Here is a 19,640-nt window from a genome sequence, read left to right as displayed (position 1 = left end):
TGGTGTGGAAGGGCATCGGCAGGTACGCGGCCGGGTCGATGGAGCGGTGCCCATGGCGCACGACGGCCCGGTAGATCTCGTCGGACACGACGAAGACCATCCGCGACGAGGGGGTGGCGGCGAGAACCTTTCGCAGCGGCCCCGCGTCCACCAGCCGGCAGGCGGTGTTGACCGCGTCTCCGGACCATCCCTCTCTGTCCCGCGCGGCGATGCCCTGGTGCAGGGCGACCCGGAACCGCATGGCGTGGGCGGGGCTGTGGACGACGGCCTTCTGCCTCAGCTCGTCGTCGAGGGCACGTACGAAGGGACCCGCCAGCACGATCGGCGAGACGGTCGCGGGGACGATCATGAGGACCCCGTCCCCACGATCCTCGGTGACGACACCGTCGACCGGCAGCCCCGCCTGCAGGAGCGCCTCACCGAGCACCTCGTACATCGCGGCTCGCAGGGAGCGCTGGATCGGATCGGGGCGGGAGCTGAAGTTCTCGATGTCCAGCACCACGATCCAGTGGTGCGCGGCTTCGCCGGACATGGCGGTCTCCCCACGGGTTCAGGATGGCAACAGCTCGATCGGTGGACCCAGTTGTATGGCATCGACGACCCCCGGGTCTACGCCATTTGACACACAGGGAAACACTGAACTCTCCCGCACCGGTGGGGAATTGCGGCGCCCCGCGGATCCGCCGGAGCAGGGCGCCGCGACCGGACGTCAGCGGATGTGACGTCCCGAGATGGCCCGGGAGATGACCAGGCGCTGGATCTCGCTCGTGCCCTCGAAGATCGTGTAGATCTTGGCGTCCCGGTACATCCGTTCCACCGGGTGCTCACGGCTGTAGCCCGCGCCGCCGAGTATCTGGACGGCCTTCTCCGTCGCCGCGACGGCCAGTTCGCCGGCCCGCAGCTTGGACATGGAGCCCTGGCCGGCGTCGAAGGTCCGGTCGTTGCGGGCCATCCAGGCGGCCTGCCAGATCAGCAGGCGTACGGCCTCGATCTCCGTGCGGATGTCGGCGAGGGCGAACGCGATCGACTGGTTCTCGATGATGGGCCTGCCGAACGCCTCGCGCTGCCCGGCGTACTCCAGCGCGTACTCGTACGCCGCCCGGGCGATGCCGAGGGCCTGCGCGCCCACGGTGGGGCGGCTCACCTCGAAGGTCGCCATGGCCGCCTGGCCCTTCGCGGTGCCGCCCTCCCGGGCGCGGGCCAGCCGCTTGTCCAGCTTCTCCTTCCCGCCCAGCAGACAGTGCCCCGGGACGCGTACGTCGTCGAGGAAGACGTCCGCGGTGTGCGACGCGCGCAGCCCGAGCTTCTTGATGGTGCGGCTCGCCTCCAACCCCTTCGTCCCGGGCGGCACGATGAACGCCGCCTGGCCGCGGGCTCCGAGCGAGGCGTCGACCGAGGCGACCACCACATGGATCTCGGCGATCCCGCCGTTCGTGATCCACGCCTTCTGGCCGGAGAGCACCCACTCGTCCTTGGCCTCGTCGTAACGGGCCCTGGTGGCCATCGCCGAGACGTCGGAGCCGGCCTGCGGCTCGGAGACGCAGAAGGCGGCCACCTTCGGGTCGTCCTCGTCGCCGTAGCACTGCGGGACCCACTCGGCGAGCTGGTCGGGGGTGCCGGAGGCGAAGATCCCGGCGACCGCGAGCGAGGTGCCGAACAGGGCCATACCGATCCCGGCGTCGCCCCAGAAGAGCTCCTCGTTGGCTATCTGGAGGGAGAGGCCGCTGGGGTCGCCGTACATGTCGGCGAGCGACTCGAAGCCGTACAGCCCGATCTTGGCGGCCTCCTGGATGACCGGCCACGGGGTCTCCTCGCGTGCGTCCCACTCTGCCGCGGCGGGGCGCACCACCTGGGCGGCGAAGCCGTGCACCCAGTTGCGCAGGTCCTGCTGTTCCTCGGTCAGGGCGAGGGAGAAGTAGGACATGGGCTCAGGCCTTCGGGATGTCGAAGTAGCGGGTCAGTCCAGAGGCCAGGCCGACGTCGCCGGCGACCTTCAGCTTGCGCATCATGAACATCGTCACGGGGTTGCCGTTGCCGGAGACCAGCTTGAGGAACTCGGCGTCGCCCATCACCAGCGTCGTGCGGGGCTCGGCGTCGGAGCGGCCCGCGCTCACCGTGCAGGCGCCGTCGGCTATCGAGGTCTCGTAGACCTCCTCGCTCTCGCCGGTGATCTTCCAGCGGATCAGGGCCTTCAGCTGACCGGCCGCTTCCGGGCGGAACTGCTGCCGCATCCGCCCGAACACCTCGCTCAGCACCCGGGCGCGCAGGTCACCGTGCATCACCTCACCGAGCTGCCCGGCGGACAGCCCCTTCACGATCCGCGCGAACTCCTCCGGGGAGACGGCGGCGAAGTCGAGCCCGGACAGTTCGTCGGTGAGGTTGCCGTTGCTGTTGTCGGCCACGCCGAATCCTTACTCCAGAGTAAACTTACTTCTGGGTAAGGTAGGACGGCCGCAGCCGCAGCGCAAGGAGCGTCACCAGGCGCCGTTCGGACGCACCGCGAGATGCGGGTGGCGGGCGGACAGCACCTTGTTGGCCCACGCGAGCTCGGACAGTGCCTGCTCGCGGTCGCACTCGTCCTCGACGCCGAGCCTCGGTCCCCGGAACCTGCGCACCTCGCGGGCGGCGCAGTCGGCGTCCCACTCCGCCTGCAGGATGTGCTGCGGTGTGCAGGAGCCGATCAGCGCGGCGACCCGGTCGGGAATCGGTACGGGGACGAGGAGGTGCGAGGCGGTCATGGGGGGGTTCCCTCTCGGATGGTCGGCCAGGAGGTGGTGCTCCGCCACGGCCGGTGGGCCGCGGCTCCTCCTTATGTAACGGGACGCAGTTCCTGGTTTCTCGTTGAGAACGTCTCCGTGTCGCAACCGTTTGGGACTGACCGTCTATTTCGCGTTACCTGGCGGTAAGTTGACTCGGTGAGCTCTGTGTGATGAGGCGTCAGTTCAGAGCCTGGCCTCCGCGGGCCCGTAACTGCAGGGCGCGCAGCACGGCTTCGGTGGAGAAGCGGCTCTCCGGGTCGGTCAGCTGGGCACCGAAGATGGCCTCCAGGCCGCGCATCCGGTAGCGGACCGTCTGGGGGTGCACGTCCAGGAGTTCGCCCATCTGGGCGGCGGTGCCCCGGGTGTCGAGCCAGATCCGCAGCGTCTCGATCAGGCGTTCCCGACGTGTGGTGCTGATGCCGGAGACGGGGGCGAGTTCACGCGTGGCGAGCTGGTCGAGCAGGGCGGGATCGGAGAGCAGCCACAGGGTGATGAGGTGGTCCTCGCAGAGGATGAACGGCGCGTCGTCGATGACGCCCGCGTCGGCCAGTTCGAGTACGCGACGGGCCCAGCGGATCGAGTCGGCGGCGAGCGCGGTGGGCACGGTCAGTCCGATCGCCGCACCGCCGCCGGGGATCGTCCGGTCGAGCATCTCCCTGCGTGCGTCGTCCACCGGTCCGGGGATCAGCAGGTGCGGCTGCGGGTCGCCGGGGTCGATCAGGACGTCGTGGTCCGCGCTGATCCGGTCGAGTCCGGCCGGGGCGCGTACGGCGACGAGTGTGACCTGCTCGGGCAGCGTCCAGCCGGTCTGCTCGCAGAGTTCGGCGATGGCGCTGCGGGGCACCGGTCTGCCGGTGAGGATCAGGTGCAGCAGTCGCCGGCGCACCGCCTCGCTCTGCTGATCGGACTGGGCCTGCACTTCCAGATAGCCCTCGCGGGACAGCGACTCGAGCTCGTCCACGTACGCGAACAGGGCGTCGGCGAAGCTCAGCATCAGCGCGGGCGAGAAGTTGTAGCTCCGGCCCACCTTCTTCGCCCTCCGCAGCGCGACCCGCGCGCCCAGCCGGTACGCGCCCTGCAGCGCGTCCATGGTGCGGCCCTCGTATGCCTCGAACCGCCCGAACCTCCGGCACATGTCGTCGCGCAGGACTGTGGGGGAGGTGGGCTCGGCGACCAGGTCGACGAAGGAGGAAAGGCTCTGTTCGACGCCCATGCGGATGGACGCGCCGTTGGGGCCGTTCAGAAGACGCGCGTATTCCGGATAGGCCCGGGTCACTTCCATGCCTATCTCTTTGATCAGGCTCGGCAGTTCGGGTCGCATGATCGCGGCGAACTCCTGGGGGAGGGGCCCCAGCGGATCTCCGGTGTCCAGCGGCTGGATGAGTCTCGGCATGACCGTCCCCTCGCTCTCCTGGGCCCGGCTGGGTGGAGCAGGTGGGGGGAAGCGCTCCCACGGACCGACAGGTGTATACCAACATCGGCGCCGAAGATAGACCAAGTCGGGCGGGGTGCACACCGCCTGGACAAGATCGAAGTGCAGGGGGCACACATCGTGGCCGCCTTATGGGGTTCCGGTGCAGGTGGGGCGGTAAATGCTCACTTCCGGACAATGTTTTCGGCCGCCGACCGCGTCCGGGGCGCCGACGAGACGGTGCGGTGACGGTATCCAGGCCGGTCCCCGGGGGTGTGAGGAACGTGACCCGCCGACGCGTCCGGTCCCCCGCGGCGGGAGGGCGGCGCGGAGTCGGGCACCCCGGACGACGCCCGGCATTTCCCAGGGATATTGCGCACCAAGTGACAAGTGGACCGCATGAATTAGTGAGCTACTGACGAGGAAAAAAAATCGCGGAACCAATCTTGACCGCCGCCATTGTGCTCCAAGTTTCCCGCAAGTAACGTCACGCCCTGTCACAGAACGTGTGTGGCTGAAAGAGCAGCACGGTCCCCACGCAACACGATTCTTCGCGGCACTCCCTGCACCTTTGCAGGAATTCGGGTGCCTTCCCCGCAACAGTGCGCCCGCACTGCCGAATCGGAGGAACTCACTGTGCGCAACACCCTCAGAAAGATCGCACTCGCGGCCGGTGCCGCCGCGGCCGCAGTCACCCTCGGAGCCACCACCGCCACCGCCGGCGTGGCCGCTCCGACCTGGACCGTCGGCCCCAACTCGCCGGAGACGTTCTCGGCCACAGCCGGTACCGTCACCCTCACCCTCAACGGCATCCCGATGACGTGTACGTCGTCCGCGGCCCAGGGAAACCTGGCGTCGGCCTCCGGTACGACCAACGTGACCGTCGGAACGATCGCTCCGCTGACCTGGAGCGGCTGCACCAGCCCGTTCGGCGCGGTGACCCCGACCGCCGACACGACCACCGCCTGGAAGCTGAACGCGAACACCTACAGCGCGGGTGTCACGAGCGGCTACATCAGCGGCATCAAGGCCACCCTGAAGGTTCTCACCTGCACCTTCACCGTGACGGGCAACGCCGCCGCCACCTACACCAACTCCACGGGCAAGCTGGCGGTCAGCAACAACGCCACCTACAAGCTGACCGTCGCGACCGTCACCTCGGGCTGCACGGGCATCGCTGCTGTGGGTAACAACCCGACCTACACCGCCAGTTACTCCGCGGTCACGCCGATCGGCGGCACCACCAAGCCGACCATCGTCTACACCCCCTGATCCGGCCGCACACCGGTAACGGGTGAGCGTGGATCGCACGGCGGGACCGCCCGCCGTGCGATCCACGTGTCCCAGGCCGCGGCGGGCTCCAACTGGACCTGCCGGGCCACCGGTCGGTGGCCACCCCGATCGGGGGTACGGACCGTCCGGGCATCGTGCACACATCGTGATCCGGCCTCAGGCACCCGCGAGTGAGCGGAAGACGTCGGTGGGTCCGCCCGCCGTGGGGCGCACACCGTCCGTCCGAGGGAGGGACATCGTCAGTGGGAGGCAGGCGTATGAAAGGCGCACGGCGCACGGCGCGCGGCGCCGCGGTGGCCACCGCGGTGCTGCTGGGAGGGATGATCCCCGGTGCGCAGGCCGCGTCCGGTGTGCAGGAGATCGACGCGGAGCTGTCCTACACCTGCGACTTCCCGGCGGGCGAGCAGTCGGTGAAGGTCGGGATCACGGCCGAGCTTCCCGAGTCCGCTCAGCCCGGACAGGCGATACAGGCCGAAGGAGTGGTCCTGGACCTGGCCCTGCCCGAGGGCGTGTCGGCGGACCCGGCCGAAGACGTGGCGGCGCGTGTCAGTGCCGAGACGCGACTTGCTGTCGACGTGTCCCAGAACGACGGGAAGGCGCAGGCCGAGTGGGTGGGCACCACGTCGGAGCCGACGCCGGTGCCTGAAACCGGGGATCTCGTGCTGAGCACATCGGGGAGTGTTCCGTACGTGAGACCCGGGGCGTCGGGTGACCTGGTGTTCGAGGCGTCGGCCCTGACACTGGAAGTCACCACCGAGAAGGACGGCGACGTCTCCGCCGAACCGGCGGGGCTGTCGGTCGACTGTGTCCCGGACCCGGGACAGGAGAGGGCTCTGGCGGTGGTGGGCGTCCACGGAGAGGACGGTGCGGGTCAGGAGACGGAGCCGACCCCTTCCGAGACCTGGCCCGGCGAGGAGGGGACGACCGGTCCGGACGAGGGCGCACCCGAGATCGGATCCAAGGCCGCCCCGCCCACGGCCGCGGACGCGCCTCCGTGCGTCGGCGATCCCGGCGACGACACCAACATGGTCGCCTATGTGACCGGGTACGCCAACGTCACGAAGCTCGAAGGTGCCAACAAGTTCCCCTTGGCCTGCGCCCGGATCACGCAGGGCTTCCAGGAGGTCCAGTTCATCGACGGCATCCTGCACTTCCTGCAGAACTCGACCATCGACCTCGACTACCGGGGGAAACCACAGCTCCCGCCCACCACGGGGACGTTCCTGACCTTCGGCTTCATGCCGACGACGGCCACCCTGGAGATGACACAGATCCCCACGGGCACGCGCCCCGACGGGTCCAGGATCGAGAACATCCACTCCGATCTGGCCATCGAGGGTGTGACGAGCAGGAACCGCACGGACGTCACCCTCGACTTCGTGCTCAGGCTGTACGACGTCAAGGTCAACGGTGTTCCCCTGGACGTGGGGGACAACTGCCGCACGAGCCGGCCGTTCAAGCTCGGCCTGGCCGGTTTGGGGACGTGGAAGGACAACGTCCTGAACGGCTACACCCTCGCCGAGGGCGGTGAGCTGACCGGATCGGTGACCATCCCACCGTTCAGCGGATGCGGCACCGACGAGGACCTCGACAACCTCTTCACCGCGTCGCTGTCCGGTGTGCCCGGATACGTCAAGCAGGTGCAGGGAGCCCCCTGTGCCGCCGCACAGCACCCGCCCCAGCCCGGTGGCAAGGCCGTCTGCACGGACGAGTACGAACCACTGGACGTCCCTGAGGCGTCCCGCTGACTCCACCGCCGTACCCAGCAAAGCAATCTCCCGAGCCGCTATCGAATCGAGGGAACGATGAGACCTGCCTCCAAGACCTGGATCAAGGCCGCCGGCGCGGTCGCCGCGTCCGCCGCTCTGGTCATGCCCCTGACGGCCACCCCGGCCGGTGCCGCCACCGCCGCCACCCAGCTGAACGGTGCCTGGGCCCCCTTCGACCGCTGCCCGGTGGACGCCCCGGCCATGCTCGCGACGGACGGCGACACGGACGTCGCGCTGTGCGTGACGTCCACCTCGCCCAGCGGGACGATCAAGCTGGGCAACACCGAGGCGACGACCGGCTCGACGAACCTGCAGTTCGGTGTCATCCAGCACCCGGCCGAGGGGACCTACACGGTCGTCCCGCCCGCGGCCGGATCCATCATCAGCGGTAAGACCACCATCCCAGGGGGGCTGCTCGGCATCATGTGCCCCAGCAACGTCCCCGTCGTCTCGGCCGTCTGCGGGCAGATCACCAACGCCACCCTGAACAAGGTGACCGCCACGGTGGAGTCGGCCGGCACGCCGACCGAGTTCAGCCTGGTCGCGGGCATATCCTCGGGGCCGATCGTCAAGCTGCCCGTCAAGATCCGCCTGGAGAACCCGCTGCTCGGCTCCAACTGCTACATCGGCAGCAGCAGCAACCCGGTGCTCCTGCGCCCCGGGAACCTCAGCGCGCCCAGCTTCTCCGCCTCCAGGTTCAACGGTGACGGCTCGGCGAACCCGGACGAGGGATCGATGATCCAGATCGCCCTCTCCGGCGCCGCCCAGGGCGACAGCCAGTTCTCCGTGCCGAAGGCCAGCGGCTGCGGTCTCGGCGGACTCCTCAGCTGGGCACTCGACCTCAAGGTCGGTCTGCCCGCCGCGGCCGGTTCGAACAACCTCGTCCTGAACGACGCCAAGACCTACACGGCCGGCCTCACGGCCCCGGGTCTGTCCGTGCCCAACGCCGGCAAGGAACTCGCCGACAGCTGGCACTCCGCGGTGAAGTAGCACCGGAACGCGGCCGCGCGGCCCGCGGTGAAACAGCCGCAGGAGCGGGACCGGCAGCGCCAGCCGTTTCTTGTCACATGATGCGCCCGGCCTCCGGCCGTCCATGAGCCCGCCCCGACCGAATGCACCCTGGTCGGGGCGGGCTTCGGCGTTTCCGGTGATCGTTCCAGAGGTCGGCGGTCCGGTCGGCGGACCCTCACTTCTCGATAGGTTTCACGCCCTGATTACTCATCGGGACACAAGAAATCGGCGCTCTGCAATTGCCCCGGAGAAAGTTCGGGAAGTGCTATTGCGGACTTAGGTTACTGGCCCGTAGCGTCCCGCTTGAGCAGCTCGGAAACCCATCCGCACCTGCTGGTCCCACGCACGTGGAGTCCTGGTCGCGCTCCCTTGACCGGTATTCCTCCGGGAGTTCCGCCGGCCCTCGAACCCTCCCGGCCGGGACGCGGTTCTCCCGGCTGCCGGTGGTCTCGTGGATTCGGCCCCCCGGGCCGCGGGACCCCGGTGCACCCGGAGTGCTTGCGCAGATTCCGACAAAGCCGCCGAGCGGGTTTGTCAATCGGTGACAAGTGATCCACGAAGAGATCAACATCCGGCGATTTCCGCTGTTCAACGGCTTGTCCTGGCGGTTTCGACGGACATAACGTGCGCCCCCTGGTGCATGTGTGACAACCCGTCGTTGCATGGACCGGAGCCGGAGCGCAGACAGATGACGTCGTTCACCACCACTTCGAGGGAGGGCCGATGGGAATCGAAGTAGTCGTCGAAGGCCTGACGAAATCCTTCGGCAAGCAGAACATCTGGCAGGACGTCAGTCTCACCCTGCCGGCCGGCGAGGTGAGTGTCATGCTCGGCCCTTCCGGCACCGGGAAGACCGTCTTCCTCAAATCCATCATCGGACTGCTGAAGCCGGAAAAAGGCCGCGTACTCATCAACGGCGTCGACATGGTGAACAGCCCCGAGCGGGACATCATGGAGACCCGGAAGCTGTTCGGGCTCATGTTCCAGGACGGCGCACTCTTCGGTTCGATGTCGCTCTTCGACAACATCGCCTTCCCCTTGCGTGAACACACCCGCAAGAAGGAGTCGGAGATCCGGCGCATCGTCATGGAGCGGATCGACATCGTCGGCCTGCTCGGCGCCGAGGGAAAGCTGCCGGGCGAGATATCCGGCGGTATGCGCAAGAGGGCCGGCCTGGCCCGCGCCCTCGTCCTGGATCCGCAGATCATCCTCTGCGACGAGCCCGACTCCGGACTCGACCCGGTGCGCACCGCCTACCTCTCGCAGCTCCTCATCGATCTCAACGCGCAGATCGACGCGACGATGCTCATCGTCACCCACAACCTCGACATCGCGGCCACCGTCCCCGACAACATGGGCATGCTGTTCTGCCGCAACCTCGTCACCTTCGGTCCCCGTGAGGTGCTGCTCACCAGCGACATGCCCGTGGTCTCCCAGTTCCTCGCCGGACGCCGCGAAGGCCCCATCGGGATGTCGGAGGAGAAGGACGCGGCCACCCTCGCCGCGGAGCAGACGAACGGCAACGGCTGGGCCCACCCCGCTCCGCGCACCGTCGTCCCCCAGCTGGAGCCCTCCCCGGGCATGCCCGTACGGCAGGCGGCCCTGCGCCGCCGCGAGCGGGTCGTCTCGATGATGGGCCAGCTGCCGGAGGCCGCTCGTACGGCCATCATGAACAGCTACACGCCGACCCTGGACGGTGGGCGCCGATGACGGCACCACTGCCCGTACGGCCGCCGGCCGAACCCGCCACGGAGAAGGCCCCACGGACGCCGGGACGGAAGCCGTCCTCGCGGCTCCTCGCACCCCTCCGTCAGACCGGTCAGCTGTTCGCGCTCGCCCTGGCGGTCGCCCGCGCCATCTTCCGCCGGCCCTTCCAGGTGCGGGAGTTCATCGAGCAGTTCTGGTTCGTCGCGAGCGTCACCATCCTGCCCGCGGCGCTCGTCTCCATCCCGTTCGGCGCGGTCATCGCCCTCCAGGTCGGCTCGCTCACCGAGCAGCTCGGCGCCCAGTCCTTCACGGGCGGTGCCAGCGTCCTCGCCGTCATCCAGCAGGCCAGCCCGCTCATCGTGGCCCTGCTGATCGCCGGGGCCGCCGGATCGGCCATCTGCGCCGACCTGGGCTCCCGCAAGATCCGTGAGGAGCTGGACGCGATGGAGGTCATGGGCGTCTCGCCCGTCCAGCGCCTCGTCGTCCCGCGGGTCCTGGCCACCATGTTCGTCGCGGTCCTGCTCAACGGGCTGGTCTCCGTCGTCGGCACGCTCGGCGGGTACTTCTTCAACGTGATCATGCAGGGTGGGACCCCCGGCGCCTACCTCGCCAGTTTCTCCGCCCTCGCCCAACTGCCCGACCTCTACGTCGGCGAACTCAAGGCGCTGATCTTCGGCTTCATCGCGGGCATCGTCGCCGCCTACCGGGGACTCAACCCCCGGGGCGGCCCCAAGGGTGTGGGTGACGCGGTCAACCAGTCCGTGGTCATCACCTTCATGCTCCTGTTCGCCGTCAACATGATCATGACGGCGATCTACCTCCAGATCGTCCCCCCGAAGGGGGGGCTGAGCGATGTCGATGCTCGGCTGGCTCGACCGCTCCGGCGACCAACTCACCTTCTACGTACGGGCGCTCATCTGGATCCCCCGGACCCTGCGCCGCTATCTCAAGGAGGTCCAGCGGCTGCTCGCCGAAGTGGCCTTCGGCAGCGGTGGCCTCGGGGTGATCGGCGGAACCATCGGCGTGATGATCGCGATGACGCTCGCCACCGGTTCGGTCGTCGGCCTCCAGGGCTACGCCGCCCTCGACCAGATCGGCACGTCCGCCTTCACCGGTTTCATCTCCGCCTACTTCAACACCCGGGAGATCGCCCCGCTCGTCGCCGGACTCGCCCTCTCCGCGACCGTCGGCGCGGGCTTCACCGCCCAGCTCGGCGCGATGCGGATCAACGAGGAGGTCGACGCCCTCGAAGCGATGGGCGTGCGCTCCATGCCCTACCTCGTCACCACACGGATCATCGCCGGTGTCGTGGCCATCATCCCGCTCTACGCGATCGGGCTGCTCTCCTCCTACCTGGCGTCCCGCTGGATCACCGTCCTGTTCAACGGACAGTCGGCGGGCACCTACGACCACTACTTCAATCTCTTCCTCTCCCCGGACGACGTGCTGCTGTCGGTGCTCAAGGTGCTGATCTTCAGCGTGCTGGTGATCCTCGCCCACTGCTACTACGGATTCCACGCGACCGGCGGCCCCGCCGGAGTGGGTGTGGCCGTGGGCCGGTCGGTGCGCAACGCCATCGTGCTCATCAGCGTCACCGACTTCTTCCTCTCGCTCGCCATCTGGGGCGCGACGACAACGGTGAAGGTGGCCGGCTGATGCCCTCCTCCACGGCGCAGACGGTGCGCCGCAGACTCGCCGGCGTGGCCTTCGTGCTCGTGCCCGCCGTCCTCGTATGGGTGTCGGTCTCGGTGTACGAGAAGGACTTCACCGACGACGCCACCGTGACCGTCCGCACCGGGAGCGTCGGCAACGAGATGCACGACAACGCCGAGGTCAAGCTGCGTGGCGTCGTGATCGGCGAGGTGCGCCACATCGCGTCCGACGGTGACGGGGCGAGGCTCACCCTCGCCATCGAGCCGGACCGGCTCGGGCAGATCCCGGCCGACGTCACCGCGCAGATGCTGCCGACCACCCTCTTCGGGGAACGCTTCGTCGCCCTCGTCCCGCCCGCCGTCCCCTCCGCCGAGACCCTCCGGGCCGGGGCGGTGATCCCGCAGGACCGCTCCAGCAACGCCATCGAGCTGGAGGAGGTCCTCGACAACGTCCTGCCGATGCTGACGGCCGTCAAGCCGGAGAAGCTCGCCGCCACCCTCGACGCCGTGTCCCAGGCGCTCCAAGGACGCGGCGACAAGCTCGGCGACACCCTGGTCACCCTCGACGCGCACCTCAAGGAGTTCAACCCGCAACTCCCCACGCTCAACGCGGACATCAAGGAACTCGTCAAGGTCAGCCACCTCTACGCGGACGCGGCACCGGACGTCCTGGACGCGCTCACCGACTTCACCACCACCAGCGGCACGATCGCCGGACAGCAGGCGGAACTCGCGGACCTGTACGGATCCACCACCGCCTCCGCCAACGACGTCACCGCCTTCCTGCGGAAGAACAAGGACAACCTCATCCGCCTCTCCGCCTCCGGCCGCCCCACCCTGGAGCTCCTCGCGGAGTACTCCGACGCCTTCCCCTGCACCCTGCGCACCATGGCCGGGTTCGTCCCCGCCATGGACAAGGCGCTCGGCAAGGGCACCGACGCGCCGGGACTCCACGTCACCGTCGAGGCCGTGGAGTCCAAGGGCAAGTACGTCGCCGGCAAGGACACCCCGGTCTACGACGCGACCGGGGGCCCGCACTGCTACTCGGTGCCGTACACCGGAAGGACCGTCCCGACCGCCGACGCGCGCAAGGCGTCCGCCCCGGCACCCGGCGCCGAGGGCGGGGGAGGCGCGGACGGCGCGGACGCGGTGGAAGCACCCGCCGCCGACAGCGCGCTCGGCATGCCGAACTCCCCCGAGGAGAGCCGGCTCGTCAACGAACTCGTCGCACCCTCACTCAAGGTCCAGCCGCAGTCCCTGCCCGACTGGAGCAGCGTGCTCATCGGTCCGGCGTTCCGCGGTGCGGAGGTGAAGCTCAAGTGAAGCGCCGCTCCCTCGCGGGACCGCTCGTCAAATCCCTCGTCTTCGTCGTGGTGACCGCGCTGGCCACCACCGTCCTCGCCCTGGCCATCGCCGACACCGGCGTCGGCGACACCACCTCGTACAAGGCGCGGTTCACCGATGCCACCGGACTGGTCGTCGGCGACAGCGTCAGGATCGCGGGCGTCAAGGTCGGGCAGGTCGAGTCCATCGATGTCGCCGACCGCCGGGAGGCCGAAGTCGGCTTCGCCGTACGCAAGGGCCGCAAGCTGCCCGCCTCGGTGACCGCGTCGATCAAGTACCTCAACATGGTCGGCCAGCGCTACATCGACCTCGACCAGGGCGTCGGAACCGTGGGGGCGGCCTTCAGGTCCGGTGCGACGATCCCGCTGTCGCGCACCACCCCCGCACTCGACCTCACCCAGCTCTTCAACGGCTTCCAGCCGCTCTTCGAAGGACTCTCCCCGCCGGACGTCAACCAGCTCGCCGGCTCCATCGTGCAGGTCCTCCAAGGGGAGGGCGGCACCGTCGACAGCATCCTCTCCCACGTCGGATCGCTGACCGGCACCGTCGCGGCCAAGGACAAGGTGATCGGTGAGGTGATCAAGAACCTCAACACGGTTCTCAAGACCGTCAACGACCGGGAGGCGGGCTTCGACGACCTCGTGGTCACGCTCGAGAAACTCGTCAAGGGCTTCTCCGGCGACCGCAAGCCGCTAGGCGACGCGGTCACCGCGATGGGCGCCCTCACCACCGTCACCGCGGACCTCCTCCAGGACGGCCGCGCGCCGCTGAAGGAGGACATCGCGCAGCTGGGGCGGCTCAGCGGACAGCTCGACAAGGGCGCGCCGCAGATCGAGGGCTTCCTGGAGAAGACACCCGCCAAGATGGAGGCCATCACCCGCCTCACCTCGTACGGCTCGTGGCTCAACCTCTACCTGTGCGAGGCGAAGGTCACCGGTGTGACCACCGAGGACGGCAGCGCGCCGCCCACCGGCATCACGATCGGCGGATCGAGGTGCACGGGATGAGGATCAAGCCCGTACGCGAACGCAACCCCGTCGCCCTGGGCGTCATCGGCCTCGTCGTCCTGGCGCTCGTCGGCCTCGCCGCCTACCGGGCCGACGCCCTGCCGTTCCTCGGCGGCGGCACCTCCTACAGCGCCGACTTCACCGAGTCCGCCGGACTCGAGGCCGGCGACGAGGTCCGGATCGCAGGGGTGAAGGTCGGAGAGGTCACCGGTGTCTCCCTCGACGGCGCCGAGGTGAAGGTCGACTTCAAGGTGAAGGACGCCTGGATCGGCGACTCCTCCACCGTCGGGATCGCCATCAAGACCCTCCTGGGCGAGAAGTACCTCGCCGTCGACCCGCTCGGCGACGCGCCGCAGGACCCGGACTCCCGCATCACGTCGAGCCGGACGACCTCCCCCTACGACGTCACCCAGGCGTTCGACGGCCTCGGCGAGACCATCGACGAGATCGACACGGCACAGCTCGCCCAGAGCTTCGAGACCATCTCGGACACCTTCAAGGACTCGCCGCCCGACGTGCGCAGCGCCGCGGAAGGGCTCTCCGCACTGTCGAGGACGGTCTCCGAGCGCGACGCGCAGCTCGCCACCCTCCTCAGGGGCAGCAAGCAGCTCACGAAGACGCTCGCCACGAAGAAGAGCAGCTTCGAGACCCTGCTGGAGGACGGCAATCTCCTCCTCGGCGAGATCCAGGCCCGCCGCGACTCCATCCACCTGCTGCTCACCGGCACCCGGGACCTGGGTACCCAGCTCACCGGTCTCGTCACCGACAACGACAAGCAGCTGAAGCCGACCCTCGACTCGCTGGGCCGGGTCACCACCGTCCTGGTGAAGAACCGCAAGAGCCTCGACAAGGTGCTCTCCATGGCCGGCACCTACAACCGGCTCGTCGGCAACACCCTCGGCAACGGGCGGTGGTTCGACAACTACGTCTGCGGAGTCGTCCCCAAGACCTACCTGCCGAAGGACACCCCTCCGGCGAACGACTGCATGCCGCCGAAGCAGGGGGGCCGCTGACATGAGGCGCATCCGCATCATCGGTATCGGGGCCGGACTCGCGGTCGTGGCCGTGGCCGTCGGCTCGGGCGTGAGCGCCATGGACCAGGACGGCACCACCGTCACCGCCTACTTCGACCGGGTCACCGGTGTGTACCCGGGATCCGACCTGCGGATCCTCGGAGTGAAGGTGGGCACCGTCGAAGCGGTGACACCGCGCGGCGAGGAGGTCCGCGTCACCCTGCGGCTCGACGAGGGCGTCGACGTCCCCGCGGACGCGCACGCCGTCGTCGTCGCCCCCACCCTCGTGGCCGACCGGTACGTCCAGCTCGCTCCGGCCTACACCGGGGGAGCGCGGCTGAGGGGCGGCGCCGTCCTCCCCGCGGCGAACAACGCCACGCCCATCGAGGTGGACCAGCTCTACGAGTCGATCACGGAGATCTCCGCGGCGCTCGGCCCCGACGGTGCCAACGCCGACGGAGCCCTCTCCGGCCTCCTGGAGACCGGTTCCAAGAACCTCAAGGGCAACGGGGAGGCCATCGGTGACTCCATCGAGCAGTTCGGCAAGGCGACGAAGACGCTCGACAAGTCCAGCGGCAACCTCTTCGACACGCTGTCCTACCTGCAGACCTTCACCACCGTGCTCAAGGAGAAGGACGGTGACGTGCGGGCCGCGGAACAGCAACTCAACACGGTCACCGGCTTCCTGGCCGACGACAAGGAGAACCTCAGCGCGGCCCTGAAGGAACTGGGCACCGCGCTCGGCCAGGTCAAGAGCTTCATCCAGAAGAACCGGGGCGCGCTCAAGAAGAACGTGGACCTCCTGGTGCCCCTCACCCGGACCCTGGTCGACCAGCGCGCCTCGCTCGCCGAGTCGCTCGACACGCTGCCGCTCGCGGCGGACAACGTGCTCAACGCCTACGACCCGGCGAACCGCACCCTCAACGGGCGCACGAACCTCAACGAGCTGTCCATGGGCGGTCCGCTCACCGAACCCGGTGCGGGGACCGCGGGCCTCCAGGGGCTGGCCCCGGTGGACACCACCCGGCAGAAGGACCTGCCCGCCCTGCCGCTGCCCGCCGTCGGCACCGTCTACGGCACCCCGGAGGACACCGGGACCACGAAGAAGACCGGTACGGGCGAGAAGAAGGAGGCGGACCGATGAGCCCCGCCCTGCACGGACCCGGCACGCGCGCCGTCGCGGGCCTCGGAGCCCTGGTGGCCGCCGGCGTCTGCTTCGTACTCGTCGCGACGACCACCGGCCTGCCGTCGTTCTCGGGCATCGACCAGATGCCGCTGCCCGGCGGCGCCGACCTCGGCGACCACCCGTACGAGATCACCGCCGAGTTCGGCGACGTCCTCAGCCTCGCCCCGCAGTCCTCCGTCAAGGTCAACGACGTGGCCGTGGGCCGGGTCACCAAGATCTCCCTCACCCCCGGCAGCTGGACGGCCAAGGTGACCATGCGCGTCAACGGGAAGATCAAGATGCCCGCCAACGCCTACGCCCACCTCGAACAGTCCAGCCTCCTCGGTGAGAAGTACGTCCAGCTCTCACCGCCCGCCGACGGAACGGCGAAGGGCTCGCTGTCCGACGGAGACCGCATCCCGCTCGTCCGCACCAACCGCAACCCCGAGGTCGAAGAGGTCTTCGGCGCCCTGTCGATGCTCCTCAACGGCGGCGGGATCGCCCAGCTGAAGACCATCACCACCGAGCTCAACAAGGCACTCGCCGGACAGGAACCCCAGATCCGCTCGATGCTGAGCCGCGTCGACACCCTCGTCACCGACCTGGACACCCACAAGGAGGACATCACCGATGCGCTCGACGGCGTCAACCGGCTGGCCGCCACACTCGCCACCCGTAAACAGGACGTGGGAACCGTGCTCACCGGCCTCAGCCCGGGCCTGAAGGTACTGGAGAAGCAGCGCGGATCGCTGCTCACCATGCTGCGCTCGCTCGACACGCTCTCCACCGTCGCCGTCGACACCGTCAACAGGAGCAAGGCGGACATGATCGCCGACCTCAAGGCCCTCGCCCCCACCCTGACGGCCCTCGCCGACTCGGGGCAGGACCTCCCCGACTCCCTGCAGGTGCTGCTCACCTACCCGTTCACGGACGAAGTGCTGCGCGGGGTGAAGGGCGACTACCTCAACGTCTACCTGGACGTCACCGCCGTGCCCGGCACGCAGATCATCCCGGCGCTCACCCCGCCGGCGACCGGCACCACGCAGAAGGCCGGCTCGGCGCTGCCGCTGCCGCTCCCGTCGGTCACCGCGTCCGGCACGGAGGGCACCCGCTGATGATCACCCTCGCCACCCGGCTCAAGAACATCGCCTTCCTGATCATCGCGGTACTCGTCCTCGGCTACCTGGGCGCCCGGTACGCCGACCTCGGCCACTACGTCGGACTGCGCGGCTACTACACCGTCAAGATCCAACTGCCGCAGACGGGCGGCCTGTTCACGCACTCCAACGTCACCTACCGGGGAGTCTCCGTCGGCCGGGTCGGCCCGATCCGGCTCACCGACGAGGGGGTCGAGGCCGAACTGCGCATCGAGAACGACGCGCCGCGCATCCCCGACAGCCTGGAAGCCGTGGTCGCCAGCCTCTCCGCGGTCGGCGAGCAGTACGTCGACCTGCGGCCCACCCGCGAGGACGGCCCGTTCCTGGAGAACGGCTCGGTCATCGACCAGGCCGACACCACCGTCCCCGCGCCCGTCACCGACGTCCTCACCAGCGTCAACGACCTCACCGCCTCCGTGGACACCGAAGACCTGCGCACCGTCGTCGAGGAGTTCGGCGCCGCGTTCGAAGGACGCGGTGACGACCTCCAGGTGCTGCTGGACACCGGCGGCGAGTTCGTCGACGCGGCCGACCGGGCACTGCCGACCACCACCAAGCTGATGGCGGACGGCGAGACCGTCCTGCGTACCCAGGCCGAACAGGGCGAGGCGCTCAAGGGATTCGCCTCCGGCGCCGAGGAGCTGGCCGCCGAACTGAAGGGTTCCGACACCGACCTGCGACGGCTGATCGCGGCGGCGCCCGGTGCCACCGCCCAGATCAGCGGGCTCCTGCGCGACCTCGAACCCGGCTTCGGAGTCGTCGTCGCCAACCTCCTCACCACCTCCGAGGTCGCCGTCACCCGGCAACGGGGCCTGGAGGAGCTGCTGGTGAAGGTACCCGCGGTCGCCGCGGCCGGGGCGAGCATCATCGACGAGGACGGAGACGCCCGCTTCGGGATGTCCGTCACCTTCTTCGAACCGCTGCCCTGCACCGCCGGATACGGCTCCACCACCTACCGGCCCGGCAAGGACCTCTCGGCCGCACCGGCGGTGAACACCGGTGCCCGCTGCGCCTCCCCGCCCGGCAGCGGCGTCAACGTGCGGGGCAGCGCCAACGCCCCCGACGGCGGCGGTGTGCCGAAGCCGGCGAAGCCCGGCTCGCTGATCTCCGGCACGGAGGGATCCGGACTCCCCGGAGCCCTCGGCGTCGCGGGAGACGCGGGACGCCCGGCCGACGGCATGGCCGGCCTGCTCGGCCTGGGAGGTGGCGCGTGAACGCCCGTACCAGGAACCTGGGCGGTTGGGCCGTCATGCTCACGGCCGTGCTGGTCTGCGCACTCGGCGGCTGGTCCTACGCCCAGGCACGCGGCGACGACACGCTGGCGTACGCCAAGGCACGTGACGCGGCGACCGCCGACGGCAGGAGTCACCTCGCGCGGCTGAACAGCATGGACGGCACGAGCGCGGCGAGCGTGAAGTCCGGGCTCACGGCCTGGCTCGCCGCTTCCACGGGCCCGCTGCACGAACAGTTGGAGAGCAGCCGGAAGAAGGACACCGCGGAGCTCACCGAAGCCGGGGCGACCGCACGCGGCAAGGTCACCGACGCGGCCCTCACCGCGCTCGACGACCGGGCCGGAACAGCGGTGCTGATCGCCACCGTGGACGTCGCGATCACCCCGCGCACCGGCACGGACGGCACCGAGCGCAAACGCTTCGAGGCGACCCTGGCCCGGACCGGGGACGGCTGGAAGATCAAGGCACTGGACGCGATACCGGTCGGGAGCGGCGGATGACACAGCCCGGAGGGACCACGGTCCAGGAGGCCTCCTCGAAGCCCGGCCCGGACACGGAGGCAGCGGGTGACGGGGTGGACACCGCCCAGGAGCCCGGCACGCCCCGCCGGGCGCCCTGGCGCCGCGTTCTCGCGGCGGCCCTGGCCGTCGCCCTGCTGGCCGCCGGTGCCGTCCTCTTCGTCCAGGGGCGGCACCTGCGCGACACCCCGGCGACCTCGAACCGCGCGCTGACCGACACCGCCGGGACCAACCGGGTCGTGGGAGACGTCAGCAGCGCCCTGGGCAAGGTCTTCTCGTACAACCCCCGGAGCACCGCCGCCACCAAGGAGTCGGCGAAGCGACTCCTGGCCGGCAAGGCCCTGCAGCAGTACGCGGCACTCTTCGGCCAGGTCGAGAAACAGGCGGCCGACCAGAAACTCACGCTCACCTCGCAGGCCGTACGCGCCGGAGTCACCCGGCTCGGCACCCGCAGCGCCCACCTGCTCGTCTTCCTCGACCAGGTCTACGAGCGCGAGGGGAAGGCCGCCACCACCGCGGCGGCCCAGCTCTCGGTGACGGCGGAACTGCGCGGCGACCGCTGGATCATCGTCGACATCACCTCCAGGTAGGGGAGAGGCACC

18 protein-coding genes and 1 pseudogene are annotated in these 19,640 nt (G+C 69.3%); 15 read left to right on the top strand and 4 right to left on the bottom strand.

All coding sequences use genetic code 11. The features are described 5' to 3' along the window. Positions 1-52 precede the first annotated feature (52 nt). Positions 53-622 carry a hypothetical protein gene (locus LWJ43_RS03735; RefSeq protein ID WP_277330831.1) on the top strand — a complete coding sequence of 190 codons (570 nt, stop codon included), beginning with the start codon at positions 53-55 and terminating at the stop codon, positions 620-622. An 87-nt stretch (positions 623-709) separates the two neighbouring features. Here LWJ43_RS03735 and LWJ43_RS03730 read toward each other — a convergent pair whose 3' ends face one another. The 4 genes from LWJ43_RS03730 to LWJ43_RS03715 form a co-directional block, all read right to left on the bottom strand. After that, a complete protein-coding gene (locus LWJ43_RS03730; protein WP_277330830.1) occupies positions 710-1,924 on the bottom strand; it encodes an acyl-CoA dehydrogenase family protein in 1,215 nt (404 codons plus the stop codon). Between the two features lie 4 nt (positions 1,925-1,928). Beyond that, positions 1,929-2,402, bottom strand: a complete 474-nt coding sequence (locus LWJ43_RS03725) for an SCP2 sterol-binding domain-containing protein (protein ID WP_277330829.1) — start codon at positions 2,400-2,402, stop codon at positions 1,929-1,931. A gap of 72 nt (positions 2,403-2,474) precedes the next feature. After that, positions 2,475-2,738 carry a hypothetical protein gene (locus tag LWJ43_RS03720; RefSeq protein WP_277330828.1) on the bottom strand — a complete coding sequence of 88 codons (264 nt, stop codon included), beginning with the start codon at positions 2,736-2,738 and terminating at the stop codon, positions 2,475-2,477. Positions 2,739-2,937: 199 nt separating this feature from the next. Further along, the gene (locus LWJ43_RS03715; protein WP_277330827.1) at positions 2,938-4,152 is read right to left on the bottom strand and encodes a helix-turn-helix domain-containing protein; all 1,215 of its coding nucleotides are present in this window, start codon (positions 4,150-4,152) and stop codon (positions 2,938-2,940) included. 654 nt (positions 4,153-4,806) lie between these two features. Here LWJ43_RS03715 and LWJ43_RS03710 point away from each other — a divergent pair. The 14 genes and pseudogenes from LWJ43_RS03710 to LWJ43_RS03645 all read left to right on the top strand — a co-directional run bounded on the left by LWJ43_RS03710 (position 4,807) and on the right by LWJ43_RS03645 (position 19,628). Continuing rightward, a complete protein-coding gene (locus LWJ43_RS03710) occupies positions 4,807-5,442 on the top strand; it encodes a hypothetical protein (protein WP_277330826.1) in 636 nt (211 codons plus the stop codon). Positions 5,443-5,720: 278 nt separating this feature from the next. Beyond that, the gene (locus LWJ43_RS03705) at positions 5,721-7,211 is read left to right on the top strand and encodes a DUF6801 domain-containing protein (RefSeq protein ID WP_277330825.1); all 1,491 of its coding nucleotides are present in this window, start codon (positions 5,721-5,723) and stop codon (positions 7,209-7,211) included. A gap of 57 nt (positions 7,212-7,268) precedes the next feature. Next, on the top strand, positions 7,269-8,222 hold the full coding sequence (locus LWJ43_RS03700) for a hypothetical protein (protein ID WP_277330824.1): 954 nt from the start codon (positions 7,269-7,271) through the stop codon (positions 8,220-8,222). 744 nt (positions 8,223-8,966) lie between these two features. Continuing rightward, positions 8,967-9,953: an ABC transporter ATP-binding protein gene (locus tag LWJ43_RS03695; RefSeq protein WP_277330823.1), complete on the top strand. Its 987-nt coding sequence runs from the start codon at positions 8,967-8,969 to the stop codon at positions 9,951-9,953. Then, positions 9,950-10,795: pseudogene (locus tag LWJ43_RS03690) on the top strand (MlaE family ABC transporter permease); the annotation flags it as partial. The gene LWJ43_RS03695 and the pseudogene LWJ43_RS03690, both read left to right, overlap by 4 nt. 7 nt (positions 10,796-10,802) lie before the next feature. Then, entirely contained in the window at positions 10,803-11,606 is an 804-nt protein-coding gene (locus LWJ43_RS03685; protein WP_277330822.1) for an MlaE family ABC transporter permease, read from the top strand. Next, positions 11,606-12,925: an MCE family protein gene (locus tag LWJ43_RS03680; RefSeq protein ID WP_277335802.1), complete on the top strand. Its 1,320-nt coding sequence runs from the start codon at positions 11,606-11,608 to the stop codon at positions 12,923-12,925. The genes LWJ43_RS03685 and LWJ43_RS03680 overlap by 1 nt, the downstream gene beginning before the upstream one ends. Further along, entirely contained in the window at positions 12,922-13,953 is a 1,032-nt protein-coding gene (locus LWJ43_RS03675) for an MCE family protein (protein ID WP_277330821.1), read from the top strand. Before LWJ43_RS03680 ends, LWJ43_RS03675 begins: the two co-directional genes overlap by 4 nt. Further along, positions 13,950-14,966, top strand: a complete 1,017-nt coding sequence (locus LWJ43_RS03670) for an MCE family protein (RefSeq protein WP_277330820.1) — start codon at positions 13,950-13,952, stop codon at positions 14,964-14,966. Before LWJ43_RS03675 ends, LWJ43_RS03670 begins: the two co-directional genes overlap by 4 nt. Before the next feature lies 1 nt (position 14,967). Next, positions 14,968-16,110 carry an MCE family protein gene (locus tag LWJ43_RS03665; RefSeq protein WP_277330819.1) on the top strand — a complete coding sequence of 381 codons (1,143 nt, stop codon included), beginning with the start codon at positions 14,968-14,970 and terminating at the stop codon, positions 16,108-16,110. Then, a complete protein-coding gene (locus LWJ43_RS03660) occupies positions 16,107-17,246 on the top strand; it encodes an MCE family protein (RefSeq protein WP_277330818.1) in 1,140 nt (379 codons plus the stop codon). Before LWJ43_RS03665 ends, LWJ43_RS03660 begins: the two co-directional genes overlap by 4 nt. Next, positions 17,246-18,502 (top strand): MCE family protein, encoded by a 1,257-nt coding sequence (locus tag LWJ43_RS03655; RefSeq protein WP_277330817.1) that lies wholly within the window; start codon positions 17,246-17,248, stop codon positions 18,500-18,502. The genes LWJ43_RS03660 and LWJ43_RS03655 overlap by 1 nt, the downstream gene beginning before the upstream one ends. Then, complete coding sequence (locus LWJ43_RS03650) at positions 18,499-19,020, top strand: hypothetical protein (protein WP_277330816.1); 522 nt, start codon at positions 18,499-18,501, stop codon at positions 19,018-19,020. Before LWJ43_RS03655 ends, LWJ43_RS03650 begins: the two co-directional genes overlap by 4 nt. Beyond that, positions 19,017-19,628: a hypothetical protein gene (locus tag LWJ43_RS03645; protein WP_277330815.1), complete on the top strand. Its 612-nt coding sequence runs from the start codon at positions 19,017-19,019 to the stop codon at positions 19,626-19,628. The genes LWJ43_RS03650 and LWJ43_RS03645 overlap by 4 nt, the downstream gene beginning before the upstream one ends. Positions 19,629-19,640 lie beyond the last annotated feature (12 nt).

It is taken from the genome of Streptomyces sp. JH34, from assembly GCF_029428875.1.
Lineage (GTDB): Bacteria > Actinomycetota > Actinomycetes > Streptomycetales > Streptomycetaceae > Streptomyces.
The sequence above is the reverse complement of the archived record's forward strand: the minus strand, read 5'-3'. Positions and strand labels throughout refer to the sequence as shown.